Annotated in this window: 17 protein-coding genes; 7 read left to right on the forward strand and 10 right to left on the reverse strand. The window is 51.4% G+C overall.

What is annotated here, in order from left to right; genetic code table 11:
- Positions 1-14: 14 nt before the first annotated feature.
- From nrfH to HMPREF0658_RS09070, 10 genes are all read right to left on the reverse strand, one after another.
- Entirely contained in the window at positions 15-617 is a 603-nt protein-coding gene (nrfH, locus tag HMPREF0658_RS09025) for a cytochrome c nitrite reductase small subunit (RefSeq protein WP_006950341.1), read from the reverse strand.
- A 323-nt stretch (positions 618-940) separates the two neighbouring features.
- The gene (locus HMPREF0658_RS09030) at positions 941-1,399 is read right to left on the reverse strand and encodes a lipocalin-like domain-containing protein (protein WP_024991042.1); all 459 of its coding nucleotides are present in this window, start codon (positions 1,397-1,399) and stop codon (positions 941-943) included.
- A gap of 12 nt (positions 1,400-1,411) precedes the next feature.
- A complete protein-coding gene (locus HMPREF0658_RS09035; protein WP_006950343.1) occupies positions 1,412-2,968 on the reverse strand; it encodes a capsule assembly Wzi family protein in 1,557 nt (518 codons plus the stop codon).
- Positions 2,969-3,401: 433 nt separating this feature from the next.
- Positions 3,402-3,815: a tRNA (adenosine(37)-N6)-threonylcarbamoyltransferase complex ATPase subunit type 1 TsaE gene (gene tsaE / locus HMPREF0658_RS09040; protein ID WP_006950344.1), complete on the reverse strand. Its 414-nt coding sequence runs from the start codon at positions 3,813-3,815 to the stop codon at positions 3,402-3,404.
- Positions 3,816-3,833: 18 nt separating this feature from the next.
- Complete coding sequence (gene porX / locus HMPREF0658_RS09045) at positions 3,834-5,435, reverse strand: T9SS response regulator signal transducer PorX (RefSeq protein ID WP_040557869.1); 1,602 nt, start codon at positions 5,433-5,435, stop codon at positions 3,834-3,836.
- 2 nt (positions 5,436-5,437) lie between these two features.
- A complete protein-coding gene (gene porW / locus HMPREF0658_RS09050) occupies positions 5,438-8,704 on the reverse strand; it encodes a type IX secretion system periplasmic lipoprotein PorW/SprE (protein ID WP_006950346.1) in 3,267 nt (1,088 codons plus the stop codon).
- The gene (locus HMPREF0658_RS09055; RefSeq protein ID WP_006950347.1) at positions 8,691-9,515 is read right to left on the reverse strand and encodes a metal ABC transporter permease; all 825 of its coding nucleotides are present in this window, start codon (positions 9,513-9,515) and stop codon (positions 8,691-8,693) included. Before HMPREF0658_RS09055 ends, porW begins: the two co-directional genes overlap by 14 nt.
- A 3-nt stretch (positions 9,516-9,518) precedes the next feature.
- On the reverse strand, positions 9,519-9,911 hold the full coding sequence (locus HMPREF0658_RS09060; protein WP_006950348.1) for a hypothetical protein: 393 nt from the start codon (positions 9,909-9,911) through the stop codon (positions 9,519-9,521).
- A 4-nt stretch (positions 9,912-9,915) separates the two neighbouring features.
- Positions 9,916-11,166, reverse strand: coding sequence for a 3-phosphoshikimate 1-carboxyvinyltransferase (locus HMPREF0658_RS09065; RefSeq protein WP_006950349.1), 1,251 nt, complete (start codon positions 11,164-11,166; stop codon positions 9,916-9,918).
- Between the two features lie 484 nt (positions 11,167-11,650).
- Positions 11,651-12,676, reverse strand: a complete 1,026-nt coding sequence (locus tag HMPREF0658_RS09070; RefSeq protein WP_006950350.1) for a helix-turn-helix transcriptional regulator — start codon at positions 12,674-12,676, stop codon at positions 11,651-11,653.
- A 534-nt stretch (positions 12,677-13,210) separates the two neighbouring features.
- Between HMPREF0658_RS09070 and HMPREF0658_RS09075 the strand changes: the two genes are divergently transcribed.
- The 7 genes from HMPREF0658_RS09075 (at position 13,211) to HMPREF0658_RS09100 (ending at position 24,255) form a co-directional block, all read left to right on the forward strand.
- Complete coding sequence (locus HMPREF0658_RS09075; protein WP_024991043.1) at positions 13,211-14,950, forward strand: helix-turn-helix domain-containing protein; 1,740 nt, start codon at positions 13,211-13,213, stop codon at positions 14,948-14,950.
- Between the two features lie 480 nt (positions 14,951-15,430).
- Positions 15,431-15,814, forward strand: a complete 384-nt coding sequence (locus tag HMPREF0658_RS09080) for a hypothetical protein (protein WP_006950353.1) — start codon at positions 15,431-15,433, stop codon at positions 15,812-15,814.
- Between the two features lie 18 nt (positions 15,815-15,832).
- Positions 15,833-18,070: a hypothetical protein gene (locus HMPREF0658_RS09085; protein WP_006950354.1), complete on the forward strand. Its 2,238-nt coding sequence runs from the start codon at positions 15,833-15,835 to the stop codon at positions 18,068-18,070.
- A gap of 135 nt (positions 18,071-18,205) precedes the next feature.
- On the forward strand, positions 18,206-20,260 hold the full coding sequence (locus HMPREF0658_RS09090) for a discoidin domain-containing protein (protein WP_238305658.1): 2,055 nt from the start codon (positions 18,206-18,208) through the stop codon (positions 20,258-20,260).
- A 72-nt stretch (positions 20,261-20,332) separates the two neighbouring features.
- Entirely contained in the window at positions 20,333-20,455 is a 123-nt protein-coding gene (locus HMPREF0658_RS11930; protein WP_006950356.1) for a hypothetical protein, read from the forward strand.
- 101 nt (positions 20,456-20,556) lie between these two features.
- Positions 20,557-21,360 (forward strand): DUF6261 family protein, encoded by an 804-nt coding sequence (locus HMPREF0658_RS09095; protein WP_006950357.1) that lies wholly within the window; start codon positions 20,557-20,559, stop codon positions 21,358-21,360.
- Between the two features lie 72 nt (positions 21,361-21,432).
- Complete coding sequence (locus HMPREF0658_RS09100) at positions 21,433-24,255, forward strand: hypothetical protein (RefSeq protein ID WP_006950358.1); 2,823 nt, start codon at positions 21,433-21,435, stop codon at positions 24,253-24,255.
- Positions 24,256-24,394: the final 139 nt, after the last annotated feature.

Genomic DNA, 24,394 nt, shown 5'->3' on the forward strand with positions numbered 1-24,394 from the left:
TATTTTCTTGTTCTTTATTTATGATTCATCATGTTTTGAAGCCACTGGGGCGTGGGTGATTCGGGTAGGGGAGTCTGCGAAGCGGCATCAGGTGTGGACGACAGCGAGTTCATCTTCTTATGGGGAACGTCTCTGTGGCAGTCCCAGCAGGCCTTGCCTTCTCCGCGTTGCGCCATCATATAATTGATGCGACCGGTTCTTACAAACTCGGTGTTCAGTTGCTGATGACATCTTATACAGTTATCCATGATGACTTCGGCACTTGCCTCTTCTGCACGGATAGTCTGCCTTTCGGCATGAGTAACGAACTTTGTTACGTGGTTCATGCCGTCTTTTCCTTTGAAGAAATATTTCATGAAGATGTTTTGGTGGGGAACATGACAGTCATTACATGTGGCATTGCGAGCATGGGAAGAATGTGCCCATGTATTATAATATGGTGTCATGATGTGACAATTCACACAGGCCGAAGGGTCGTCGGCAAGATACGTGTGCATACGAAGCAGGTAAGCAGAGAGACCACCCAATCCTACAACCACACCGGCAATCACTAATATTGCTACCTTTTGCCTGTACGTGAAAGCATCTTTTATAGATATGATTTGACGAATTTTCATCGGCTTTTGTGTTTTACGGAGTAAAGATAAGTATAAAAAATGAAATTTCGTGTAAAAGAACGTGAGTTTTTGCGTTTGCGGTCTATATTTCTAAGAAAATGGGAGATAAAAGTTGAAAATACCTTGTTATAGGTAGGAAAATACGGGAATTCGCCTTTTTATGTTTGAAAGGTTATGAATGTAGTCATTATTATAGGTGATTGTTGAGACGAGACGATGTAAACAATCTTTCTTTTTCTACGTTGGTAATGTGAAAGAATGATAACAGACGGAGGGGAGTCTGAACGAGTTGCGAAGCGTTTGCATGGATTGACAATGCGGTATCAGAACTTTCGCAGCCGTAGTTGCAGATGTTTTGAGCGCAATATCAGCTTTGAACTGCTGAGGCTCTCTACGCGGAAACCTTCTTGCAAGGAACCGATGCCGTAGGGAATGAGCAGCGTGGGGGCTGTCAGCGGTTTGTCGCCGTGTTCTCGGTCGTATTCGTACGGACTGTGGAGCTTGAGACTGTCTTCCTGATGAAGGAAGCGGGCGAGGCAATGCCGGTGGTTGTTATCTTTGTCGGAGAGGTCGAGCAAACGGCCTTGGAACGACCAAAAAAGGCGTTGTTTTGCAAGAGAACATGTGCCGCCTGTGGCCAAGGTGTCGATATGTTCCAAGTGCCACATGCCGTAGAGGTTGCCGTGGCTGGTGCGTTCCAGCGAACAAGAGGTTATCGATAAGGATGCTACGGCGAGTAGGATTGTGCTGAAAAATGTAGATGAGAAGGGTTGTTTGTTCATGTTGCAGTAGTTTTAAAACAGTCCGTGTTTGGTGACAGTGATTTGAATGCCGTGGTTTCGGCCGAGTATCTTGCCGAAATCAGCTCCATAGGCGGCTGACACGTTCCATCCGTGGGGCAGCCGGTATTGTCCTTCCACAAGCAGACTCATGTTGTGATGCTTCTTTGTGTACGGGTCGGCATAGGTTCCCCATCCTTCTTGATAGGTGGCCAACAACCGATAATACAGTCGTTCGACCGGCGTGCCGCTTACTCCGAGGTGGAGTGCTACGAAGCGATTGTCTGTCACGCGGATGCTGCCATCGGTGTTGTAGATAGGCGAACGGTAGAGCGGATTGCCCATCACCTGTCCCCAATGCTGCCAGCCGGTATAGAGATAATGGTTGTAGAAGTTGTCGATACCGCCGATATGGTCGGGTAGGGTGATGGTATGGTCGTGGTAGATGGGGCCGCTTTGGTATTTGGTATAGATGTATTCAAACACTACGTTTTGTATCATGCGGTCGTACTTGAAGCGGAGTTCGGTGCCGAGCATCATGTCTTTGAAGTCGTAGAGCACGTAGCGACGCTTCTTCTTCGCCATCCATTCTGCACCTTCTCCGTAGCCGTCGTAGTCGAGTTGCAGCATGGAGGAGTGGTCTTCAAAGAACTTGTCGGCATAAAACGACAGCACCCATACGTCGGAATCGTAGTTGAGGCGTGCTACCCATGACCCCAATTGATTGCCTTCCGCGTTCATATAGGCTGTACCGTTTTCGGGAGCATCGGCGCCGCCGGGGAAGAATGCTTTCCAAAGTGCTTTCAGACCGGTGCCGCCTTTCACGGTCTGCATGGTGCCGTCGGATAGCTTGCGATGGGAAGTTCCGCCGAACGTGGAGGCCATTTCGAGCCCCATTTCCAGCGAAAGGGGGAAGAATCCCTCCTCATTGCCAATCTTCAGATAGCCGGCCTTGCTGTGGAAAAGCACGTTGTCGGCATATTTCTCCGTGCGGTTCGTAAACTGATGCTGCCAATTCTCGTCGGTCATGCGGCCGTAGGCGATGTGGCCTTTGAGGTGTAACCAGCCTTTTCCGAAGGGCAAAGTCCAATACTCGGGCAGGGCGAGGCGTATCTGGGGCACGGGACGGGCATTGATACCCAAGGTCTGGGCACCGCTGCTGAGCGTATTGTTTTTCAATTCCATCGGGTATTCCTTGCTGCCTGCGGTGAGTGTTCCGTGCCACCATCGGCCTTCGGCAAAGGCTTGTTGCACGATGACTTTACTCGTGAAATGGTAGGGAAGCACTACGTCTGCACCGTAGCTGATGCCCCATTTTCTGGCCGAATCCACGCGCAACGGGCGTTCTATGGATGCCCGCAGATAACCGTTGGCCGTCTCTATCGACGACAGGCCATGGCGATTGGCATTCAGCCACAAAGGGGTTTTCCCGTGTGAGCCTGTGCCCTGCAGCTGAATCTCGTATTCTAATCCTCGACTTATCTTGTCGACCATGCGTTCTCTCTCCTGCGAGTGCGATGCCGTTGGCAGCAGTGTGCCCCACAGCAGCAGATGGAGTATCCTTATCTTCATCTTTTTCGTTTTCTTTTATCAACGTTGTTCCCCATAAAATATTTTGTGAGCATGTGAGAAATGTCCGATTTTGCAAAGAATAATCCCCCGAGCTGCACCCCCGAAACGAGGAAACCGAAGGGGGTGGGGGCGGCGGGCTGCCCGCCGAGAGTAAAATGGCAAAGAAAGTGTCTGCGGGAACCCCGCTGAACCGTAAGGGTTAAAAAATGTATTAGCGGGAGCCCCGCTGAAGGCAGAATGTTAAAGGAAGTGTCTGCGGGAACCCCGCTGAACCGTAAGGGTTAAAAAATGTATTAGCGGAAGCCCCGCTGCAGGTAAAATGTTAAGAAAAGTATCGGCGGGAGCCCCGCCAGATGCTAAGAAGTAACAACACCTCCTTTCAACACGACAAAAAGAGAACGTGCGGCCACTCAATCTGCCCTGCGAAAAGGGCTCAGTATTCGAGCATGCGCGTGCCGTCTGCCTGCTCTGCGATGCTCACTTTTACGGCATCTGCCGGCAGGATGTCGTCGACCAACTCCGGCCACTCGAGGAAACAGAGGGCGCCGCTGTAGAAATAATCTTCGTAGCCCATGTCGTAGACTTCCTCTAACTTTTTGATGCGATAGAAGTCGAAGTGGTAGATGGGCTGTTGGGTTGCTTTCGTTCGATATTCGTTGACGATGGCGAAGGTGGGCGAGGTGATGACGTCTTCCACGCCGAGAGTTTCGCATACGGCCTTGATAAATGTGGTTTTGCCGGCGCCCATCGTGCCGTAGAAAGCAAATACTTTGCGGTTGTCCATGTGGTCGACAAACCGGCGGGCGGCTTCGTGGATGCGGTTTACATCGTTGATGATAATCTTCATGTGGGTTTTGTTTTTCCGTTAGGGTCTTTTGCGGGGCGTGAGGGTGACGAGTGGCACGAGCATTTCTTCCATGGATACGCCGCCGTGTTGGAACGTGTCTTTGTAGTAGGACACGTAGTAATTGTAGTTGTTGGGATAGGCGAAGAAGGTGTCGCCGGTGGCGAATACGTAGCTTGTGCTGATGTTGGGTGCGGGCAGTCCGGCCTTGTGGGGCTCTTTGAAAGTGATGATTTCCTTGGCGTTGCAGCCAAGGTTTTTGCCGAGCTTATAGCGCAGGTTGGTGTTGGTGTTGCGGTCGCCTATGATTTTTATCGGCTTTTGTGCGCGGATGCTGCCGTGGTCTGTGGTTACTACCACTTTGTAGTCGGTGTGGGCGAGGGTTTTAAAGAGGTCGGCGAGTACCGAATGGCGGAACCAGCTCTGCGTAAGACTGCGATAGGCGGCCTCGTCTGAGGCGAGCTCGCGCACCATCTTGGACTCTGTGCGGGCATGGGAGAGCATGTCGATGAAGTTGAACACCACGACATTCAGTTCGTTTTGTTCCAACTGTCGGAACTGTTGCATCAGCTTCTCTGCCCCTGCCGAATCGTTTATCTTGTGGTAGCTGAAGGTGTGTTTGCGTCGGTATCGCTCGATTTGCGTTTGTATGAGTGGTGCTTCATTGAGGTTCTTTCCCTCGTCTTCGTCTTCATCTACCCACAGGTCGGGAAACATCTGTGCGATTTGCAGCGGCATCAGTCCGCTGAAGATGGCGTTTCGGGCGTATTGGGTGGCTGTGGGAAGGATGCTCATGTACATGTCTTCGTCTATCTCGAAGAGGTCGCCCGTCTCCTTGGCGAGCATGCGCCATTGGTCGTAGCGGAAGTTGTCGATTACGATGAGGAACACGCGTTCGCCCTTGTCGAGCAGCGGAAACACTTTCTTTTTGAAGATGTCGGGGCTCATGAGCGGTCTATCGGTGGATGCGGAGGTATCGGCCGAGGTGGTGGAAGCTGTCTTTGCTGTCTGTTGCGGGGACATCCATTCGAGGTATTGGCTTCGGATGTATTTGGCGAAGCCGATGTTGGCTTCTTCTTTCTGCATGCGGAGCATTTCCGACATGCTGCTGTCCATGTCGCTCAGTTCAAGTTCCCAATGCACGAGCCGCCGGTACACGTTCATCCAATCGGTATGGTTTCGGCAGTTCATGATTTGCATGGCGATGTCTCCGAAGCTCTGTTGATAGCCGCTTTGGGTAACCTCTGTCACGATTTCCCTGCTGTGAATGTTCTTTTTCAGGGTGAGAAGAATCTGATTGGGATTCACCGGTTTGATGAGATAGTCGGCAATCTTAGCGCCGATGGCTTGGTTCATGATGTCTTCTTCTTCGCTCTTTGTCACCATCACGACGGGTGTAGACGGTGCAATCTCCTTGATGCGCTGTAGTGTTTCGAGGCCGGTCAGACCGGGCATCATCTCGTCTAAGAGCACGAGGTCGAACGTCTGCCGGCGGCATTGCTCAATGGCATCGGTGCCGTTGCTGACCGTTATCACGTCGTATCCTTTCTTTTCGAGGAAGAGAATGTGGGCGCGGAGATGCTCTATCTCGTCGTCTACCCAGAGTAAAAGTCCGTTGCTCATCATTAAAAACCGTCTAAATCGTAATATTCATCTTCTGTTTTCTTGCTTTTCTCTTTCGTTTTGGTCGATGCCGGCGAGGGGAAAGCGTTGCCCTCTGTACCGAATCCGTCGTCGAAATCGATGCCCGTATCTTCTTTCTTGGGCTTAACGGCAGGTTTGGGCGTAGCTGTCGGCGTGGTCTTTGTTTTCTTTGCGGGTGATGCCGATACTGGTTTCACCTGCACTGCGGGAATCTTCGGTTGGGGCACGGCAGGCTTTTTGACCGTTGCAGGCGTTGCGATTGAATCTATGGGGATAACGACCCCGCTCTCCTGACTTGTGGCTTGTGCGGGTTGTTGTTCGGAAACGACGATATTGTCGCCATCTTCTCCTCCGGCCGTTTCTGTGGCAGGCAGGGTGTAGATGTCGTCGTCGGTCTTATTGTCGGCCGATTGTTGCGAAGCGGGCGCATTGTCTTCGACGTGTCGGGTCTCCACTTCTTCCGGTTCCGTGAGCAATTGCAGCTTGCTTACTTTCAACGAAGCAAAATGTCGGGCGTAGTACTCATCGTAGTCCTTGTAGCTGAATCGCTCGCCCAACAACGGCAGATTCTCCTCGCTGATGATAACCGGTTTCGCTTTTGATGCGAGCTTCGCGAGGGTGGCATTATGCAGCAGCTGACGCGCATACTGCAAGGCCTCGTCGTAGTTTCTGAATCCTTGTACCTTCATGCGTTGCAGACCGTCGGTTTCTTCGATACCTATGTCGAAGTTGCGCACGAGGAAGTTGGTGAAGTTAAACCGTGCCAGCTCAAACAACAGCTGATTTCCGTTCACCGTATCGGGACGATATACCCACATGAAAACGAAGCGGGTATCTCGTTCGGGGGTAAAAGTCTTCGCCTCGACACTATCCGTCGGACTTGCTATCGCTGAGCGTCTGTCCCATACGTCTGCCATATCGAAGTGTGCACCGTGAAGTCTGCGCCCCGCATCCACTCCTTTCACAATCATACCGGCTATTGCGGCCACGCTGCTCTGCGGGTAGTCGGCCAGCAGTTGTTTCATATCTGCGAGGCAACCGGCGGCATTCCCCTCGTTTAATTGACACAGTGCGCCGATGAAAAGAAACTTGTCGCGGTTGGCACCCGTGGGGAACCGTGTGGCTGAAACATGTGCATTGCCGCGTACTTCGGCATATTTCCCCGCTTTGAAGGCATCGTAGGCGGCCGCATAGAGGGAGTCTTCCATCTGCACGCCGAATCTTGCATTCTCCTTGAAGTAAGGGTCGGTGAGCACCGCTGTCCACTTACTGTCCGGATATTCCTTGCGAAGTCTGTCTACGTAGCTTTCTGCCACAGATGTTTTTCCTAAGCGGGCGTACAACAGATACAGATGGTAATAAGTTTCGTCGATAAGTCTGTATTTCGGGAAATCATGAATGAGACGCAACAGATACTTCTCTGCTAATGCGGGAAGGTCTATCTTGTCTTTGAAAATCACACCTGCATGAAACAGTCCGTCCTGCAAGATTTCGTTGCTCGCACTCAGTTGTTCGGGGGTGAAAGGCAACCTTTCTATATAATACTCCCGTTTGTGCGGGTCGTTCTTGGCAGAGTCGGTCAGTTGACGAAGCGAATCTTGCCGCAGTTCCTCCTGCCTTTCTGCATCTGAAAGCATGCCGGTGGCACCTGGGTCGGTACCCGACAACCTGATGGAAGTCTTGTTCATACGCCGCCAATTGTCCACGTTTTCGCGTTTGCCCCATTGTTTTTCAAACGTCGCCTTTCCTTGACTGACGGCCAACGGATTATAGAAGTACCACACAGCCGGTTTGTTTCCGAGCATCAGCGGTGTGGGATTCGGCATCTCGACGTGTCCCGCATCGTTTCTGTTCTGCTGTCGTTGTCCCTCCGTTTCCGCCTGTTTGTCGCGTTCTTCACGCTCTTTCTTCTTCAGTGCGGCAATCACTCGGTCTATGGCTGCATTGCGTTCGTTTTCCGGTAGCTTGACCAATGCCTGCAAAGAGTCTTGCAGATGCACCGCATCGGTATGTGGCACCAGCTCGTCGAGCATGTGCGAACGGTCTGAAAGCTGTGTATAGTCGGGTCGGTCTTTATCCAGCAGTCCTATGGCCGTCCCATAGCAGCGGCGTGCATCGGCAAATTTCTCTTTCTCCCAATACAGGTTTCCCAACTTTAAAAGCAACACTCCTTTCTCTATTCCGTTGCGGGTGGCCTTTTCGTTACCCTTTTCGTAAGCAGCCATGGCATGCGTTGTATCTTTAGCCGCTAAGTAGATGTTGCCGATAGCATAGTAAACTTGGTCGAGGTAATCCTTGTTTTTGTCCGAAGCGGCCATGCGACGGAGCTGCGATACCATCTGTTTCGTTCCTCGCCCTGCCGTTACTTCGCTCATGGCGATGCGTGCGTTGAACTCCAATTCGTAGGGTGGATGCTGTCGGAGCACACTCTTGAACGCCTGACGCGCTAACTCTGCATGGCCGAGTTTTGCCTGCAACTGTCCCATCAAATACCATTGGCGTGCCCGCTGTTTGCGTCTCATCTCGTGGCTGATAACCTTTCTTAAATAAGGTATCGCCTTTTCATAGGCTCCGGTGTGGATATAATAATCGGCGTAGGTGTAATCCCATTCCTTCACAGCTCGCCAATCGAGTGAATCGCGTTGCATATTGCGTATCACATCTTCCGCATCATACAGCCAGCCTTGCTCTATATAACTCTTGGCTAACCATGCCCTGGCCTTTCCATAGATAGCGGGCTGCGTGCGATAGAGCCTGCTCATATATGAAAAAGTGGCAGCTGCTTCTTCAAAGGCTCCCTCATGAAACTGCGAACGCCCCATGAGCAACCACGCTTTCCATAGGAACGGATTGTACTCACGTCTGCCCAGCCACTCTATATCCTTATCTGTCTTCCGCCGATTCTTTGTCCATTCCGGCCTTTTCCGTATGCTATACAGTCTGATGGCTTTTTGACTCTTTTCTATTGCCTTGTCGAAATGCGCCTTGCCCAACTCTTTGCTCCCTTTGACCGCTACGGGATAAAGAGGCAGCAATTCGGTAAAGTTGTCTTTATGGGCGTTCTCTCTCTCGAGCGAACCGTCGATATAAGCCGTCGCCCCGTTGTAATATACGTTGTAACGGGTATTGAACGACTTCCACCAACGTGTCCTTGCCGTGTTGCGCTGTGTAGAGCAACCCGTGCAGAAAGTCAGCCAGCAGGCGGCTGCGGCACAGAGGGCGATGTGTTGCAGTTTAGAGGTTTTCACGCATTTGCCGCTTTATGTGCATCACCTTAGCCGTTTTCAGCAAGGTGTAAAGCACGATAGAAACAAAGATAATGGCAGCTCCCGACGGTACGTTGAGCCGGTATGAGAGGGCGAGACCTAAGAGACAGTCTGTCCAGCCTATGAGAATGCTACCCGTTATCATGGTTCCAAACCTGCAAGTAAACAGGTTGGCCGTCATTTGGGGTATCGTTAGCAGGCTGATGGCTAAGACAATGCCCACCATTCGCAGTGTAGAGACAATCGTCATGGCAATGATGGCCATCATGATATATTCTATCCAAGCTACCGGAAGGCCTTGAGAACGGGCGAAATCGGCATCGAACGCCACGCTGAGAATTGGCCTGAAAAACAAGATAAACAGAGCCGCAACGAAAAAAACGAGCACCCCCAACAGCCATAAATCACTGTTTCCAATGGTCAGAATGCTGCCAAAGAGAAACGAAGGCAGGTCGGGCATGAAGTTAGGGGAGAGGAAGCAACAGATGATACCGATGCTCATGCCGAACGTCCAGAAAAGGGCGATGGCCGAATCTTCCCTCACGTCGCCCCTTTTCGACATCCATTGCACGCCGAAAGCCGAAGCGATGGAGAAAAGCATGGCCGACCATAGGGGCGAAATACCGAAGTAAACGCCTAATCCGATACCGCCAAACGAGGCATGCGTAATGCCTCCGCTGATGAAGACAAGACGCCTTGTAACGATGTAAGTACCCACAAAGCCGCAGAGGATGCTGGCCAGCAACGACCCGATGAGTGCGTTTTGAAAGAATGTATATTGCAGTATCTCCATTTCCTATTCGTTCTCTATCAGCATCATCACTTCGTCTTTCAACGCATCCGGCAGGTTGATGCCGCGCAGGATGAGGCTTCTGTTCCATCCCGCCACTTCTTCCTGACGCATCGTATGCAGCACTTCCTCAAAGGCCTCTACCTCTTTTTCTGTATAGCTGTCTGAGGGGCGACCTTGAAAAGCGTCGAGTTCCTCATCTTCGTAATACTCAATGTCTTTCACTGCCGCTTCTAACAGACACGTCTGTTCGCATCGTTCGTCATGGCCGTTGCACGTAGCACATGAGGGCGCATCTGACCCTACGACCTCCGGTTCGTCCTCTCTATGGCGGGCAAAAATGCCCAATATGGCGGCAAAAACGCCCAAGGCAAGCAGCGAAAGGAGCAGTATCGTCATCGGCTTATTGTTCTGTTATCTCAAATCCGGCCAGCTTCAAATCGTCCCAAAAGTGCGGATAAGATTTCGTTACCACAGCAGGGTCGTTGATGCGGAGGCCGGGCACGAGGAAAGAAGCAGGTGCAAAAGCCATCGCCATGCGGTGGTCTTCGTATGTATCTATCACCGGACAGGGCATCGTTTCACAGCGTTCGCCATCCCAAATCAGTTCGTTGCCATTTGTCTCCTTTACTACGAATCCCAATTTGCGTAGTTCTGTCTGCAATGCCTCTATGCGGTCGGTCTCTTTGATTCTTAGGTTTCCCAGACCGGTGAAGTGGAACGGGATGCCGCGCAGGCAGCAACTGACAGCCAATGTCTGCGTGAGGTCGGGTTGATTGATAAAGTCGTAATCCATGCGGGGCAAGGCATTGAGATGGTTCGACAGTGTTACGGTGGTGTCCTTGTCTGGCTCTTTTGAAGCGAAAGCCGACTTTACGCCGAGCAAACTGAAAAGATAACGCACCACGGAGTCGCCTTGTCGCGAACCGTCTCTGAGTCCCGTCATGCGCACAGATGCCTCACGAACCCCCGAAAGCGCCATGATTTCATACCAATAGGAGGCTGCGCTCCAGTCGTTTTCTATGAGATAGGGACGCGAAACGTAGCTTTGGGGCTGTATGGAGATGGTATCCTTGTCTGTCCAGTCCACCTTTGCCCCGTATTCCCTCATGGTGCAGAGCGTGAGGTCTATGTAAGGTCGGGAGACGATTTCTCCCGTCAGTTGCAATTGCAGTCCGCCTTCCAACACGGCACCAATCATCAATAATGCCGAGATATACTGCGAACTCACATGGCCGGAGATAGACAGCAGTCCGCCTTCCAGCTGCTTTCCTCGGATGCGGAGAGGGGGATAGCCCTCTTCCCCCATATATTCTATGTCGGCACCCATATAGCGCAATGCATCCACCAGCACCTTGATAGGGCGATGACACATGCGTTCGGTGCCTGTTATCACGTGTTCTCCTCGCGTAACAGCTAAGTAAGCCGTCATAAACCGCATAGCCGTGCCGGCTGCCTTGATGTCTATTTCCGGCGGCATATCCCGCAAAGCAGCCACCATTACTTCGGTATCATCGCAACGGGAGAGGTTGGATGGAGGTATCGAACCTTCCGAAAGTGCGTGAATAATGAGCACTCTGTTGCTGATACTCTTAGAGGCGGGTAGGTCGATGGTGGCATCCAGCTCTCGCGGAGCTTTGATGGAATATTGCATATGGTCGGTTCGTCGGATTTGAACAATGCAAAAATACGCATTAATATCGGTACAAGCAAATTTTCTCCACACAAGTTTCTTGGTCGTGTCTCTCGTCTGTCGCCTCTTCGAGGCTTTTCATTTTTTGTACACAGTTAATAGGGTTGTTCCCCCTGCCTGTAGTCTGTCACACTCTTTTAAAACTTGTCCTGTACTTCATCCCCTTATCGTATCATCGTGGGAAGTACGAAGGTAAAGTCCCAAGGAACGATGGTGGTGAAATGGATATGCCTGTGTGTGATATAATATCTGTAAGCAACTGATTTGCAGTAAGATAAAAACGAATTTGTAAAAGCTATCCTTTTAGACCGTCGAAAGATAGCTTTGAGAGCGTGAAAGCATAGCTTTAACGGGTTGAAAGGATAGCTTTTACACTGCACTTGTGTGGAAAGCGGATAATGGCATGTTATAAATAAATATGAACGTTTCCGTCGGAGAGACTTATTTATTTCCTTTCCCCCTTGTTCAAATATTCTTTTTCTATCAATAAATTGAAGAGGAATTTATGCAAGTCTTGGTCTGTGGGCACATTGAGTTTCTTGCGCACATGGGTGCGCACCACGTCGACGTTCTTCTCCGTCTTGTCGAGTATCCGGCATATCTCGCTCCGCTTCTTGCCTTGCAGGATGAGGTTGCACACGTCCACTTCCGACTTGGTGAGCGTGGGGAAGCAGTGTGCGAGGTCGCAGTCGTCCATAAGATGACTTCGCAGATGCAGGCGCACGGCGTTGATGAGGTTGCGTTGCGATGTCGGTTTGAGCATGGCGAACAGGCGGTCGGTGTCCTCGGGCGATGGCCGATCGTTGCTGCACATGCGCAGATAGGCCTCTATCTCTCCCTCGTTGAGTCTGACGGCGTGCATGAGTGCCGTTTCGCGGTGGTGTAGGTGAGTATTCTCCGTCTGCACGTGATAAACGTTGCGGCGCAGCAGTTCGCCCAGTACGCAGAGGAGGAACTCCACGCCAAGAAAGAAACCAAAAATCTTCCACAGAGCCGGTTCTTTGAGGTAAGCGGTAACGCTTCCATATGCAACCAAACTGATGGCGGCGATGACGAACGGCGTATATCTCACGAAGCACATCACGAGCAGTACCACCGCCATGAGCGACACCATCTGGTTGAGAATGATGAGTTGGAGGAAATGCTCGGGACGCACGTGAGAGAAATAGACGAAGCGGCACACGATGGTGGCCTGCGACACGAGGGCTACCATTGAAAGAGCCATGGGCGCGGACACCCGTCGGGTGAAGAAGAGCGACAGCGCCGTGAGGCAGGCTGTCAGATGGACGACGCTCATCGCCTGCGGTACCGCTTCCTGCGAACCGCCTAATCCCATGAGCTGCATGGCAATGACGATAACGACGATGGAAGAGTGGAGCAGATAGACGATGATCTGATGACGTTCTACGGTGGTCTTGCTTCTTGAATTCAAAAAGTTTTTTACTTTTTCCAAGGGCGCATGAAGGAACATGGGTTGCCGTTTATATTAAAATAGTGGGGCAAAGTTACGTCTTTATTTTTGTATTTCCTAACTATTTATTAGGGGTTTTTAGGGTAATGTTAGGGCTTTTAGGGGGCCAAGATGCTTTCAAAACGGTCTTTCTGTCATAAATCCTTCATTTAATAATTTGTTTTATATTATTTTGCATCATCTTTTGTTGCGCTTGCACAGATTTTTCTTGTGGAATTGCTCGGAAGAGCACCATCCGGTTATGTGAAATTCAACCGGCAGGAATGTGAAAAAAGAACATAGAAATATTTTTAATTCATAATGAGCGAAAAGAGTTATTCATAAAGAGAATGAAATTATAGCAAATGAAAAACAATAGACATCATTCAGAGGATCAAGCTCAGCACCTGCCTCTTCGTCCTGATACTGCTGGCACCGGCAGAGGTGGAAAACAGCTCAAACAGAGCAGTAGTTGCTACAACGATAGACTTTAGGGAGGAAGGACAAGAAACCTGTTATGTCTATGAAACTGTAAAAACTGAATATATACCGGAAATGAAACATTTTATCACATTACTGTTTGTCATTACACTCTCCGCAGGAGAAATGTATGCTGCCACTCCGGCAGACTCCATCCGCAAAGAGATGAAGCACCTCAAAGGAGAAAAGCTTTTGCAGGCCTACCATCATCTTTGCCGGTTGGCAGCTTCCGAAGATAATATGGGTTATGAATTACGCTGCATCCGTGAATATCTTGCCGAATCCTTACGTCAAAAAGACAAGGAGGCGGAAGCCCAGGCGCGCGTCACCCAGTTGTATTGCTATTACAACTACGAGATGACCGACAGCATTAGCTACTATTTGCCCGAAGTCCTCAATGCTATGAAAAAGAACGGCACATGGGATTATTACTACAATGCGTGGAACGTGCTGATTGAGAGTTATCTCTACGAAGACAAGGTGCAGACAGCATTGTTTGAAGCGCAAAAGATGTATGCCGACGCGCGAAAAAGAAAGAGCAACTATGGATTAGGCACTTCCACCTACGGCATGGCATGCATCTATCAGACAATGGGACGCTTCCGCGAAGCCGAGAAGACCATCGAGGAGAGCATTGCCGCCCTTTCCAAGGTTGATGAAATCTCACAATTGCTCTCCGCCTACAACGTCTTGGGCGAAACGCTCGACGGACTGCGGAAATATGAAAAGCTCAGGAAGAAATGCGCGGAATGGAAAGCGGTCATCGACAAATACAAGAACGAAGCCCTGCGAAAAGGCTACACACCCTCGCTCAACGGACGCTATCTCTACTGCACGCTGGCAACTGCCGTCGCTGAATTGGAAACAGGCCATTACGACCGCGCCAAGGAATTGCTGCAGCTCGCCGATAAATATGCCAAGGGACGCAAAGCCGTCGCCCGATTCAAGCTTCTGCAAGTGAAAGCCCGCTACTATGCAGCTACAAAACAGTACGACCGGGCCATTGCCTGCAACAACGAGAACATGGACATCATGACTGCCGCCGGCGACTCCGTCAGCTTGCTCACCGTGCAGATGCAGCAAGCCGACCTCTACACGCAGGCCGGGCGATACAAGGAAGCTGCAGAATTGTACAGACTCGTCATCCCACATAAAGACAAACTGCGCAACACCGAACTTGCCAAGCAGCTCGACGAACTGCGCACCATCTTCGAGGTTGACAAGCTCACACTCCGGAACGAGGTCATCACAACACGGCTCTATCTCTCACTCATCATCGTGGCATTGCTGCTTGCCACCGTCGTACTTTACATCATCTACACCCGCCGCTTGCGCCGCAAAAACAGGGCTTTGTACGACTCCATTCTATTATACCGCAAGGCGGAAAGCGACATGGAGACCGCGGCAAGGCTCGTTCCCGAGGAAGAGCTCGACCGTGAAGGAAAAATCTACCGCCGGTTGTGCGAGCTGATGCAGCATGAGAAAATCTATAAAGACACGGAGTTGAACCGTGACATTCTCTCAAAGCGGATTGGAACAAATGCCGTCTATATCACCAATGCCGTGCGCAAGTATGCCGATGGAGCCACAATCAACGAATTTATCAACGGCTACCGGCTGCGGCACGCGGCTTCGCTGCTCACCAACAATCCCGACTTGAACATCAACGAGGTGGAATATAGGTCAGGATTCAATTCCCGAGCCACATTTAACCGTTGTTTCCGGACTTTCTTCGGGATGTCGCCTTCAGAATACAAAGCCGTTTCCAAAGAAAAAAAGAAAACGCAAAAGGATTCAGCCAATGAGAAAGCATAGGTGTTCCGGACATTTATAGTCAGTCAAAAATGCTTTTGGAAAATGCTCTTTAAGAGGATGCAACATGTGTATAATGGGACATTAATAAATCTTCATGCGGAGGGAAAGGAGAACGCGGAGACAGCAACAGACATGGATAGCCGAACGCAACACTACGCCATGAGGGAACGAAGATTTTCATTCCCAGCAATAACAGCTGCATGAAGTGGATTTAAGGCAACGTTCTCCGCGTTCTCGAAGCGCGGCACTCCACTACCACCCTCGCCGAAAAGCAGCCTTCGCACCCTCCTTTCCCTCCACGTGAGGCCATTTTGTTTGTGATGCACCTATAGTTTTCCAAATTCAATTCTGTTTGACTACATAATTACGCGAGTTCGCGATAAGGTTATCCAAACCGTAAGCCCCAAAAAGGCTATTGGATGAGATTCTCTTATCCCTAACTCGCGTATATAATTCGTTAGTTCCTTGCGAATTACAAATATGATACAAGTTTTTTCAAATATGAAACATCCTGCTGGTCTTCGTGGAATAATTTTGCAACAGAATCAACGAGCAGCAAAGATGAAAAAGAACTGTTGGGTATATATCTTAAGAAATAAAACCGGAGAAATAACCATCGGCTTTTCAGTCGATATGGATGAAAAGTTCACCGAAATCTCCACACGAAAGGAAAAACTGTATTATCTCCGTCCGTTTGAAGAACCGTTCGATGGTTTAGCGCACAAGCATCTTTTGGATTCCCTTTCCCAAGATACGATCAACCTTCTCGTACGACGTAATCGGGAACGGACAGAAATATACAAGGAAGTCTTCCAGAAAACGCAGTTACTACACCTTCCCCCAAATAACCAAAAGAATATCTAATTTTTAATTCCAATTTATATGAAGACAACAAACATCATTCAGAGGCTCGGCCTCTTCTTCTTCGTCCTCGTGCTGGCGGCGCCGGCATGGGCAACAAATTTTGGCTGCACTCGGTATGAGATTTTCCGCTCACGCAACTTAGGCAAAAAGCAGAAAGTAACGACACTCAACAGCCAGTTTGTGAAAATTACGTTCAGTAATTGCCACACCACCAGCGGAACGGGTAGCGGTGCCATCTACGAGTTGGCAAAGGGTTCCAGCATCACCGTAAAGGCTATCGACGGCTATAGAATCCGCTGGATTATCCTGCGTGATACAGAGGGAGGACTGCGGTATAGCAACAAAGATGGCATCAAGCGCATCAACCGGGTGACATCGGGCTATAACTATTACTTTGAGAAAAATGCCATCTCGAATTCTAAAATAAAAGGAGGCAACCAGCAGGAACTCAATGACGATGACAACAACATCGTCGTCCAGCAGTATGATGCCAGTGCACAAAGCGTCGAGATCAGAACCCACAACAATGCCAATTGGGACCAGTTCAAGGTGCGCGATATCATTGTGGGGGTCGTCAATGAACTCCATGTGAAGTATCAACAGGAGGAGTATACCACGTACACTGTGGGTTATGGGATTGGACCCGGATGCGACCGCCCCAACGGGTACACAGGCCTGGCCAAGTACAAGGTGGACAACGAGTATGTTGCGACGGTCAACAATGGCGGGATAGTAAAAGTCAAGCACCCGGGAACGGTAGTTCTCACCGCCACTTTCCCCCCAGATGAATGGTTTTCCGGAGGGGAGTGCAGCACGAAGGTTCACGTGCTTCGCGACAAGGTAACCTTCACCGCCGAAGACCTACCCGACATGCTTTCCAGTTCCTACGACTTCCGCAGCCTACTCCAGACAAGCACGCTAAGCGACAAAGAATTCCGATGGGACAATCCGCAGTTCAGCATTACCAGTAGCAATTCCAGTGTTCTCAGCTACGATAACGGCATGCTTAAGCCCGGCAGTACGACAGGCGAGGCGACCATCACCGTCAGGCAGGAACAGAACGATTTCTACGAGCCCGCTTCTTTCTCGCACACTTTCATTGTGGTGCGTCGTGATGATAGCGGCAGGATGCTCATCAAGGACGCCAACGAGTGGAAATTGTTCTGCAAACTCGTCAACGACAAGGGCATGACTAATCTCAACGCCCGTCTTGAAGCCGACGTCGACCTCGGAAGAGACATCGCGATGGTGGGCAATGATTACGCCGGCACGTTCGACGGACAGAACCATACGTTGAAGTTCATCTGGTATGTCGGCTCAGACTCCTACATAGCCCCCTTCAAGAAAGTGAGCGGCGCCATCATCCGAAACCTGCGTACCGAAGGAGAGATTCATTCGAGCACTCACTATTTATCAGGATTGATTACTGAAGCGTATGGCAAAACCACCATCACGGGCTGCGTCAGCAATGTGGACATCAAGAGCAGCTATACCGGCGATGGATGCGCCGCGGCAGGCATGATTTCCTATATAGGCAGCAGTGCCAATGTTACCATCACCGACTGCATCGTCAAAGGCAAAATCACAGCCACGATGAACAATGGCAAGAAAGGAATGAGCGGGTTTGTATATTCCCAAAACGGCACCTGCACGCTGAACAGCTGCCTCTATATTGGCGAGAACAACGCCATCAGCGGCAACACCTTCGCCAAGAACGCCACCCTCAACCGCTGCTACTACCTCAACGCCTGCGGCGAGAAGCAGGGCACGCAGGTAACCGCCGACCAACTGAAGAGCGGCGAGGTGGCCTATCTGCTTCAGGACAGGCGCGCCGACAGGATGTGGGGGCAAAACATCGGCAAGGACAACGAGCCGCTGCTCACTGACGATGCGACGAAGCGGGTATATCAAGTGAGCTTCGCCTATAACGGCAAAGTGAAAGCCACGCGCTATACCAACAAAGGTGGCCACGTGACGTTGCCCACGGCAAAGGAACTCCTCGGCGCCGACTATGACGCACAGAAAAGCTATACGCTCGCCTTTGAAAACGGATTCTCGGAGACAACCGCCATTAACGGAGACATCACGGTCGGTGTAACCGTGAACGTCGTCACCGGTATCGACGGCGTGACGGACGACAATGCCGATATGAATGCCCCTGTTTACGACCTGCAAGGCCGCTACCTCGGCACCTCGCTCGACCATCTGCCCCGCGGCATCTATATCGTAGGTGGGAAGAAAGTGATAAAGAAATAAATCTCATATCACCTACATGATGAACCAACTCAAACCGGTCATGACAGTGTGCTACACTCTTTATCAAGCGTGTAGCACACCCTTTGGCAAAGAAAATGATATATCAGTATTATAAATTTTAATTCAATGATTACAATGAAAAAAAGATTATTTACTCTGATGGCACTGTTAGCAGTCAGCATCAGTGCGATGTGTCAAGTCACGTTCACCGCTATCGAAGGTTCGGACTGGACCGACGCAGAAGGCTCGGCGAAAGCCTTCGATAGAAATCTCAACACCAAATGGTGCAAGGGAGCCAACAAAGAGGTGGATAAGTGCTATCTGATGTTGGAAGCCAGCGAGGCCACTTACCTCCAAGGCTTCAAGATGACTACGGCGAATGACAACACTGACGACCGTGGCCGCGTTCCCGGGGAGTATACCATCTTCGGAAGTAATGACAAGACCCAGTGGGACGTTATTTACCACCAGAAGGAAGATAACCTCATTGAAGACAAGAACTTCACCGAATACACGGTGTATTGCAACAGCAAGCAGAAGTACAAGTACTTTAAGCTCTGGATTAAGAGGAACTCATCTCGTTCTTACGATCTGAAAAATCGTCTTTTTCAGATTTCCGAATTTGCACTGCTGCCGGCTGCTTTCGGCATGACTTTGGAGTCGGGCAATGCCAAGGCAATGGATGGTGACACTGGAGAGAAATGGGAGGGAAAGACTCCCCAGACAGTAGTGGTGAAAGCCACGTCGGCATGCCAGCTCACAGGCTACCAGTTCACGACTGGTAATGACAACCGCTCATATCGCGGACGCAATCCCAAGGACTGGACGGTGGAAGGTTCCAACGACCAGCAGACGTGGACGACTATCGACAGCAAGACGGACGACAATGTGATGCAGGACAAGAACTACTATCCCTATTTCTTCCCCGTAACCTCCTCGGAAGCGACTTACCAGTATTATCGCTTCACCGTTACCCAAAGCGTAGGTAACGAGTATTTTCAGATGAGCGAACTGGCACTGAAGACCATTGCGGCTCACACCCACAACTATGTGGATGGCATCTGCACCGTCTGCGGTCAGATCGACCCCGCCGCTATGCCCCTCAATGCCGAGGGAGTTTATGAGCTGAGTACAGCCCTACAGCTGAAACTATGGGGCAAGATGATTGAGAACGGTCAGCATGCCGTCAAAGCCAAACTGATGGCAAACATCGACCTGAAAGGGAGTGATTTCAACGGCATCAATATTCCCCAAGGCACTTCCTCCTTCAGTGGAGAAATCAATGGCAACGGACACTGGATTCAGAACATGACCCTCCATGGCTCTCGCGACAACATGGCTTTCCTCAGCCGCACGGAGAATGCCAAAATCTATGACCTCGGGTTCCGTGATGCCAATGTAAAGCTCAGCGGACCTTTCAATAATACGAGTGTCATCGTGGGCACTGCCGTCAGCACCGAGATCAGCCGGTGTGCCGTGATGGAATCTTCCGTAAGAGGCCATGACCATGTGGCTGCTTTCGTCGGCGAATCGAAAGCAACTACTGTCATTTCCGATTGTCTGGCCAAGGCCAAAATCGTATCGGACGAACATCAGGCCGGTGGACTGGTGGGCACCAGTACCGGACTGACTCTCGCACGCTGCCTCTTCAGAGGTACGGTGGACAACGAGCAGCTCCACGCTTCCGGTATCTTGGGGTTGATAGATGCAACCGCCGTCCCCACCCAACTGTCTCATAATATGGTGGCAGCAGACCATATCTTTAGCGTACGAAACTTAACTCATCCATTACTTCAAACTTCCGGAAGAGATTGCACCTTGGAGTCTAATTACACGCTGGCGACCACCCGCTACGATTCTCCCAGCTCCCCCTCCACCAAGAGCTACACCAATCCAAATGACGAGAACGGCCAGCAGGTAACCGAAGCCACGGCCAAGTCCAACGCACACTATGCTACGACGCTCGGATGGGATATGAAGAACGTCTGGGCACACGTCGACAACGACTATCCCATCCTGCGCTGGATGAAGACCAATGGCGGGGCGACGGGCATCAACCATATCAAGACCACCGACCGCGACGGCACCGTGCGCTACTACGACCTGCAAGGTCGCTACATCGGCACCTCGCTCGAGGGTCAGCCCGCCGGCATCTACATCGTGAACGGACGGAAGATTGTCGTACAATAACCCAAACACTATGATTTTCTCGGGGCATCCACCAATGAGGGATGCTCCGAGCATCAACGGGTAATTGACAAAATGCAAATGGTCGCCACGACAACCGACGAGAGATTTGCTGAACCTCAGCAAACGCCACGACAACTGACGAGAGATTTGCTGAACCTCAGCAAACGCCACGACAACCGACGAGAGATTTGCTGAACCTCAGCAAACGCCACTGTTAAAAAAAACAAACTTGCTGAACTTCAGCAAACGTCAAGACGAATTAGAAGAAAAATCTTACACTTAAAACAATAAAAATTATGGCAAAAGAAAACAATGTACTCCAGATTGGCAGCATCAATCTGCCTGCTTTCACCAACGACGCGCACTTCATTTACATGAAAGACGTGGAAGAAACGATGGAAGGCACGGAGGCCGTTAAGGCCATTCCGAATGTGAAAACCGCCGTGGTCGCGCTCAAAGTCGCCGTAGCCGAGGAAGACAAGTATCTCATGCTCTCGAAGAAGAGCCCCTTCACCGCCCAGCTCGCCGCCAAGGATAAGGAGCGCGACTCGCTCCTGCGCGGCTATCGCTCAACCGTGAAAGGCTTCCTGCGCATGCCCACGGCAAGCATGGCACATGCCGCCACCGAACTGTGGCAGCACCTGAAAGACTACAACATCGATCCCGACATGCAGCTCGAACGCGAAACCTCGCGCATCATGAACCTCGTAGACGACCTGCACATGAAGTACTCCGCGCAGGTTACGCTCCTCGGTTTGAGCGCCTACGTCGATGCGCTGGAGCAGGCCAACGAGGCGGTGAACGACCTGCTCCTCAACCGCACCGAAGAACAGTCGAAGCAGGTAGTCGGTGCGCTGCGCAAGGCGCGCAAAGTCTCCGACGAGGCTTATCTGAACGCCGTGCGGCTGATCAACGCCGTCGTCGTGGTGGGCACCGACAAGGATTTCGTGCCGCTCATCAAGTTCCTCAACGAGAACATCAAACGCTACAAGGAGCAGGTGATGACGCACTCGAAGAAAAACGACGACGACATCGTGGGGAATGCAGATAGAGAGGAGTACCCTTCGGACAAACGTGTTGATGAACCAACGGGCGAATAAATCGTTTCGGGTACAGCCCGATTGAATATCAGAGAATAAAACATTATTTTAAACTTTATCCATTCAAAAAACATGAGAACAAAGAACATTCTTCGTAGATGCTTCGCTGCTATGCTGGCGGGCATCGCATGCCTGTCCATCGGCTCTTGCTCCGACGACAATGACCAACAGACGGGCGACCCGGGCGTGAACGTCAGCTTCGAGGTAAGCGTCGCACAGGCAGAGATGCTGAACGATCCTGCCACGAAGGCTGCCGCCATCGCCCGCCAGCAGGCGCAAGGCCTGTCGGGTGAAGACCTGGCCACGCGTCGCATCGATGTGTCGGGGCTGCCCAACACCTGCCTCATCCAAACTACTACCGAGGGCATCAACGCCGTGCTGCCCCAGCCCGGCACACGCGCCAACGTGAAGACCGCCATCGATGCGCGGTTCAGTTCGCTGGGCTATCGCGGCGCGACGGCCGGTTTTAAGGTAGAGCGCCCCGAGTGGTTCCACAGTGCGCCCACCGATGCCGCCGGTGCCCTCGTCACGCCGCTGCTATGGTCGTGGGCGGAGCCTTACGCCCGCTTCTATGCCGTCTTCCCCGAGGCTACGACGGCCAACAGCATCGCCCTCTCGCCCGCCACGCATAGCGGCACACCCTATGTGGACTTCGAGGTGAAACCGAGCATTGCCGACCAAGTAGACCTAATGGTGGCCAGCTCGGGCGAGGTGAAATATGAAACACGCGGTACGGCTCCCAAGGCTCGCCTTGAGTTCTACCACGCTCTCACGGCCGTGAAGTTTGCCGTGGGAGAGAATCTCTCGTGGAACAAGCACATCACCAAGGTAGAGCTGCGCAACGTATGCAACAAAGGTCGGCTCCATCTCACCGACAACGCCAACGGCAAAGGCCTGCGCTGGGAGGTGGACGCCAGTTCGAAGACCACCTTCACGCTCACGCCCGAAACCCCTGTGAGCACCAACAGCCTACCCAATCAGGTGATCGTGGGCAAAGACGGCGATAACTACACGTTCTACATGATTCCGCAATCGTTGGAGGGCGTCACCGTTCACGTTGAGTTCAGCGAAGCCGATGCCCCCGCGATTGACATTCCCTTGAGCGATGCTTGGCAGCCGGCCACCACTCGCACCTATAAACTAAACAATGCCGCCAGCAACTGGAACTACAGTTTTACAGTGACAAGTCCCACCACTACGGCCGCCTACAACAGTACCGACGGCGGCACCTATACCGTGGAGAGCTTCCGCACAGACGCCTCCGCTCCCGGCGTGAAGCAGGCCGTGCCTTGGCAGATTGTGGGCTACGAGGAGTATAACTATACCACCGGCACTTGGGAGGACAAGGGCATGAATAAGCCCGAATGGTTTGACGGGATTAGCAACGTCCGCACGCAAGCCGAAGACTATGTGGCAGCCGACCAAGGTCAGGGAGCGGTGAAGAAGGTCGTCGTAAAAGACTTGCTCAAAGCGCGCAACGACAAACTCAAAGAGGGTGCCAAGGGCAGTAGCTCTGCCTACTACGACCTCTCCACGCACAACATCAAAGGTGCCGTCACGCCGCGCAACACGGCTAACTGCTATGTCATCTCTCACCCAGGCTTCTATAAGCTTCCCTTGGTTTACGGCAATGCCATCACCAACGGCACGGAGAACACCGCGTCCTACACCGGTCCTTCTACCGTTGTAAAGTATAATAATACCGATGTCATTCTGCATAAGTTTAAAGACCATGCCGGTGCCGACATCACCAACGCTTGGATCGAGAAGACCAACGGCGGTGCCAACAGCGGCATCGACGGTGCAAGGATTGTTTGGGAAGACGAGAAGGACTTGGTACACCTCGATGCCAACGCCATCGAGCGCAACGGCAGTGAAACCTATCTGAAGTTCGAGGTGAAGGCCGCCGACATCAAAAACGGTAACGCCGTGGTAGCCGTCACCAAGAATGGTACCATCGTGTGGTCTTGGCACCTGTGGTTTGCTCCCGACAACGTGCTCGATTCCATTCCTGTGGTCAACTACAGCAAATCCCATACTTATAAATTCAGCACCGAACCCCTCGGCTGGAAATATACCGCTTGGAGAGGTTCTGACAATCAGCAGCCCCGTCGCGTGAAAGTGCATATCCGCCAGCAGATTTCCAATCAGCAGGGCGACATCATCATCACGCAAGCCTCCGGCATTGCACGAGAAGGCAGTTCCACTTACTATCAGTTTGGTCGTAAAGATGCTTTCCCCGGTGGATTGAAAGGTGATTTGAAAACAGGGAAAGCCGTGGAACCCACGCTTTATCCTGCCGACCACCTGTTCAACAAGAATGCGGGCGAGCAGATCTCTCTCACCAACACCATCCAGCATCCCGGCAACTTCTACATTCGTGGAACCGGTGTGGATTGGTATCCTCATGGCTTTGGCGCCCCTGCAGGTTTTGCTTACTTCAATCTCTGGTCGACGCAGAACACAACGTGGGATGTCTACAATGTCGGTAATGACCTCCCCGTGGTGAAATCCATCTACGACCCCAGTCCCGCAGGCTTCCATCTGCCCGCCAGCAACGCCTTTACGCGGTTCACCACTACGGGCAAGAACTCCACCAAGGCGGAAGAGATGAACATACAGGGTTCAAAAGCTACTATCAACCTTGTTGTCAACTATGGTTGGAACTTTTTTGCCGACGCAAACAATACGTCCACCATCTTCTTCCCCGCTGCGGGCTACCGAAACTACGAAGACGGTTCGCTCATTGGTGCCAACACCGTAGGCTCCTATTGGTCGGCCGCTCCGAACACGGCGAGCGGTGGTTTCTACTTTGCTTTTAATTGGCAAATCGCGCATCCGCTGAGCACGCCCCTTCGCTGTTTAGGCGCATCGGTGCGGCCCGTGACGGAATAGACATGTGGCTACACGCAGCAACGCGCAGTCATCATTTTAACCAACGGAGGTGGCTTCCCACACATCGGGAAGCCACCTCTTGTATATGAGTGCTCTTCGCACCAACCATCCAAAAGAATCAACATGGGAAAGCATATTT

The organism is Hoylesella marshii DSM 16973 = JCM 13450, assembly GCF_000146675.1.
GTDB lineage: Bacteria > Bacteroidota > Bacteroidia > Bacteroidales > Bacteroidaceae > Prevotella > Prevotella marshii.

Excerpts from the sequence above, each read along its gene's own strand:
- nrfH (WP_006950341.1), bottom strand. The coding sequence starts at position 617 with ATGAAAATTCGTCAAATCATATCTATAAAAGATGCTTTCACGTACAGG.
- HMPREF0658_RS09030 (WP_024991042.1), bottom strand. The coding sequence starts at position 1,399 with ATGAACAAACAACCCTTCTCATCTACATTTTTCAGCACAATCCTACTC.
- HMPREF0658_RS09035 (WP_006950343.1), bottom strand. The coding sequence starts at position 2,968 with ATGAAGATAAGGATACTCCATCTGCTGCTGTGGGGCACACTGCTGCCA.
- tsaE (WP_006950344.1), bottom strand. The coding sequence starts at position 3,815 with ATGAAGATTATCATCAACGATGTAAACCGCATCCACGAAGCCGCCCGC.
- porX (WP_040557869.1), bottom strand. The coding sequence starts at position 5,435 with ATGAGCAACGGACTTTTACTCTGGGTAGACGACGAGATAGAGCATCTC.
- HMPREF0658_RS09055 (WP_006950347.1), bottom strand. The coding sequence starts at position 9,515 with ATGGAGATACTGCAATATACATTCTTTCAAAACGCACTCATCGGGTCG.
- HMPREF0658_RS09060 (WP_006950348.1), bottom strand. The coding sequence starts at position 9,911 with ATGACGATACTGCTCCTTTCGCTGCTTGCCTTGGGCGTTTTTGCCGCC.
- HMPREF0658_RS09065 (WP_006950349.1), bottom strand. The coding sequence starts at position 11,166 with ATGCAATATTCCATCAAAGCTCCGCGAGAGCTGGATGCCACCATCGAC.
- HMPREF0658_RS09070 (WP_006950350.1), bottom strand. The coding sequence starts at position 12,676 with ATGTTCCTTCATGCGCCCTTGGAAAAAGTAAAAAACTTTTTGAATTCA.
- HMPREF0658_RS09075 (WP_024991043.1), top strand. The coding sequence starts at position 13,211 with ATGAAACATTTTATCACATTACTGTTTGTCATTACACTCTCCGCAGGA.
- HMPREF0658_RS09080 (WP_006950353.1), top strand. The coding sequence starts at position 15,431 with ATGATACAAGTTTTTTCAAATATGAAACATCCTGCTGGTCTTCGTGGA.
- HMPREF0658_RS09085 (WP_006950354.1), top strand. The coding sequence starts at position 15,833 with ATGAAGACAACAAACATCATTCAGAGGCTCGGCCTCTTCTTCTTCGTC.
- HMPREF0658_RS09090 (WP_238305658.1), top strand. The coding sequence starts at position 18,206 with ATGAAAAAAAGATTATTTACTCTGATGGCACTGTTAGCAGTCAGCATC.
- HMPREF0658_RS11930 (WP_006950356.1), top strand. The coding sequence starts at position 20,333 with ATGCAAATGGTCGCCACGACAACCGACGAGAGATTTGCTGAACCTCAG.
- HMPREF0658_RS09095 (WP_006950357.1), top strand. The coding sequence starts at position 20,557 with ATGGCAAAAGAAAACAATGTACTCCAGATTGGCAGCATCAATCTGCCT.
- HMPREF0658_RS09100 (WP_006950358.1), top strand. The coding sequence starts at position 21,433 with ATGAGAACAAAGAACATTCTTCGTAGATGCTTCGCTGCTATGCTGGCG.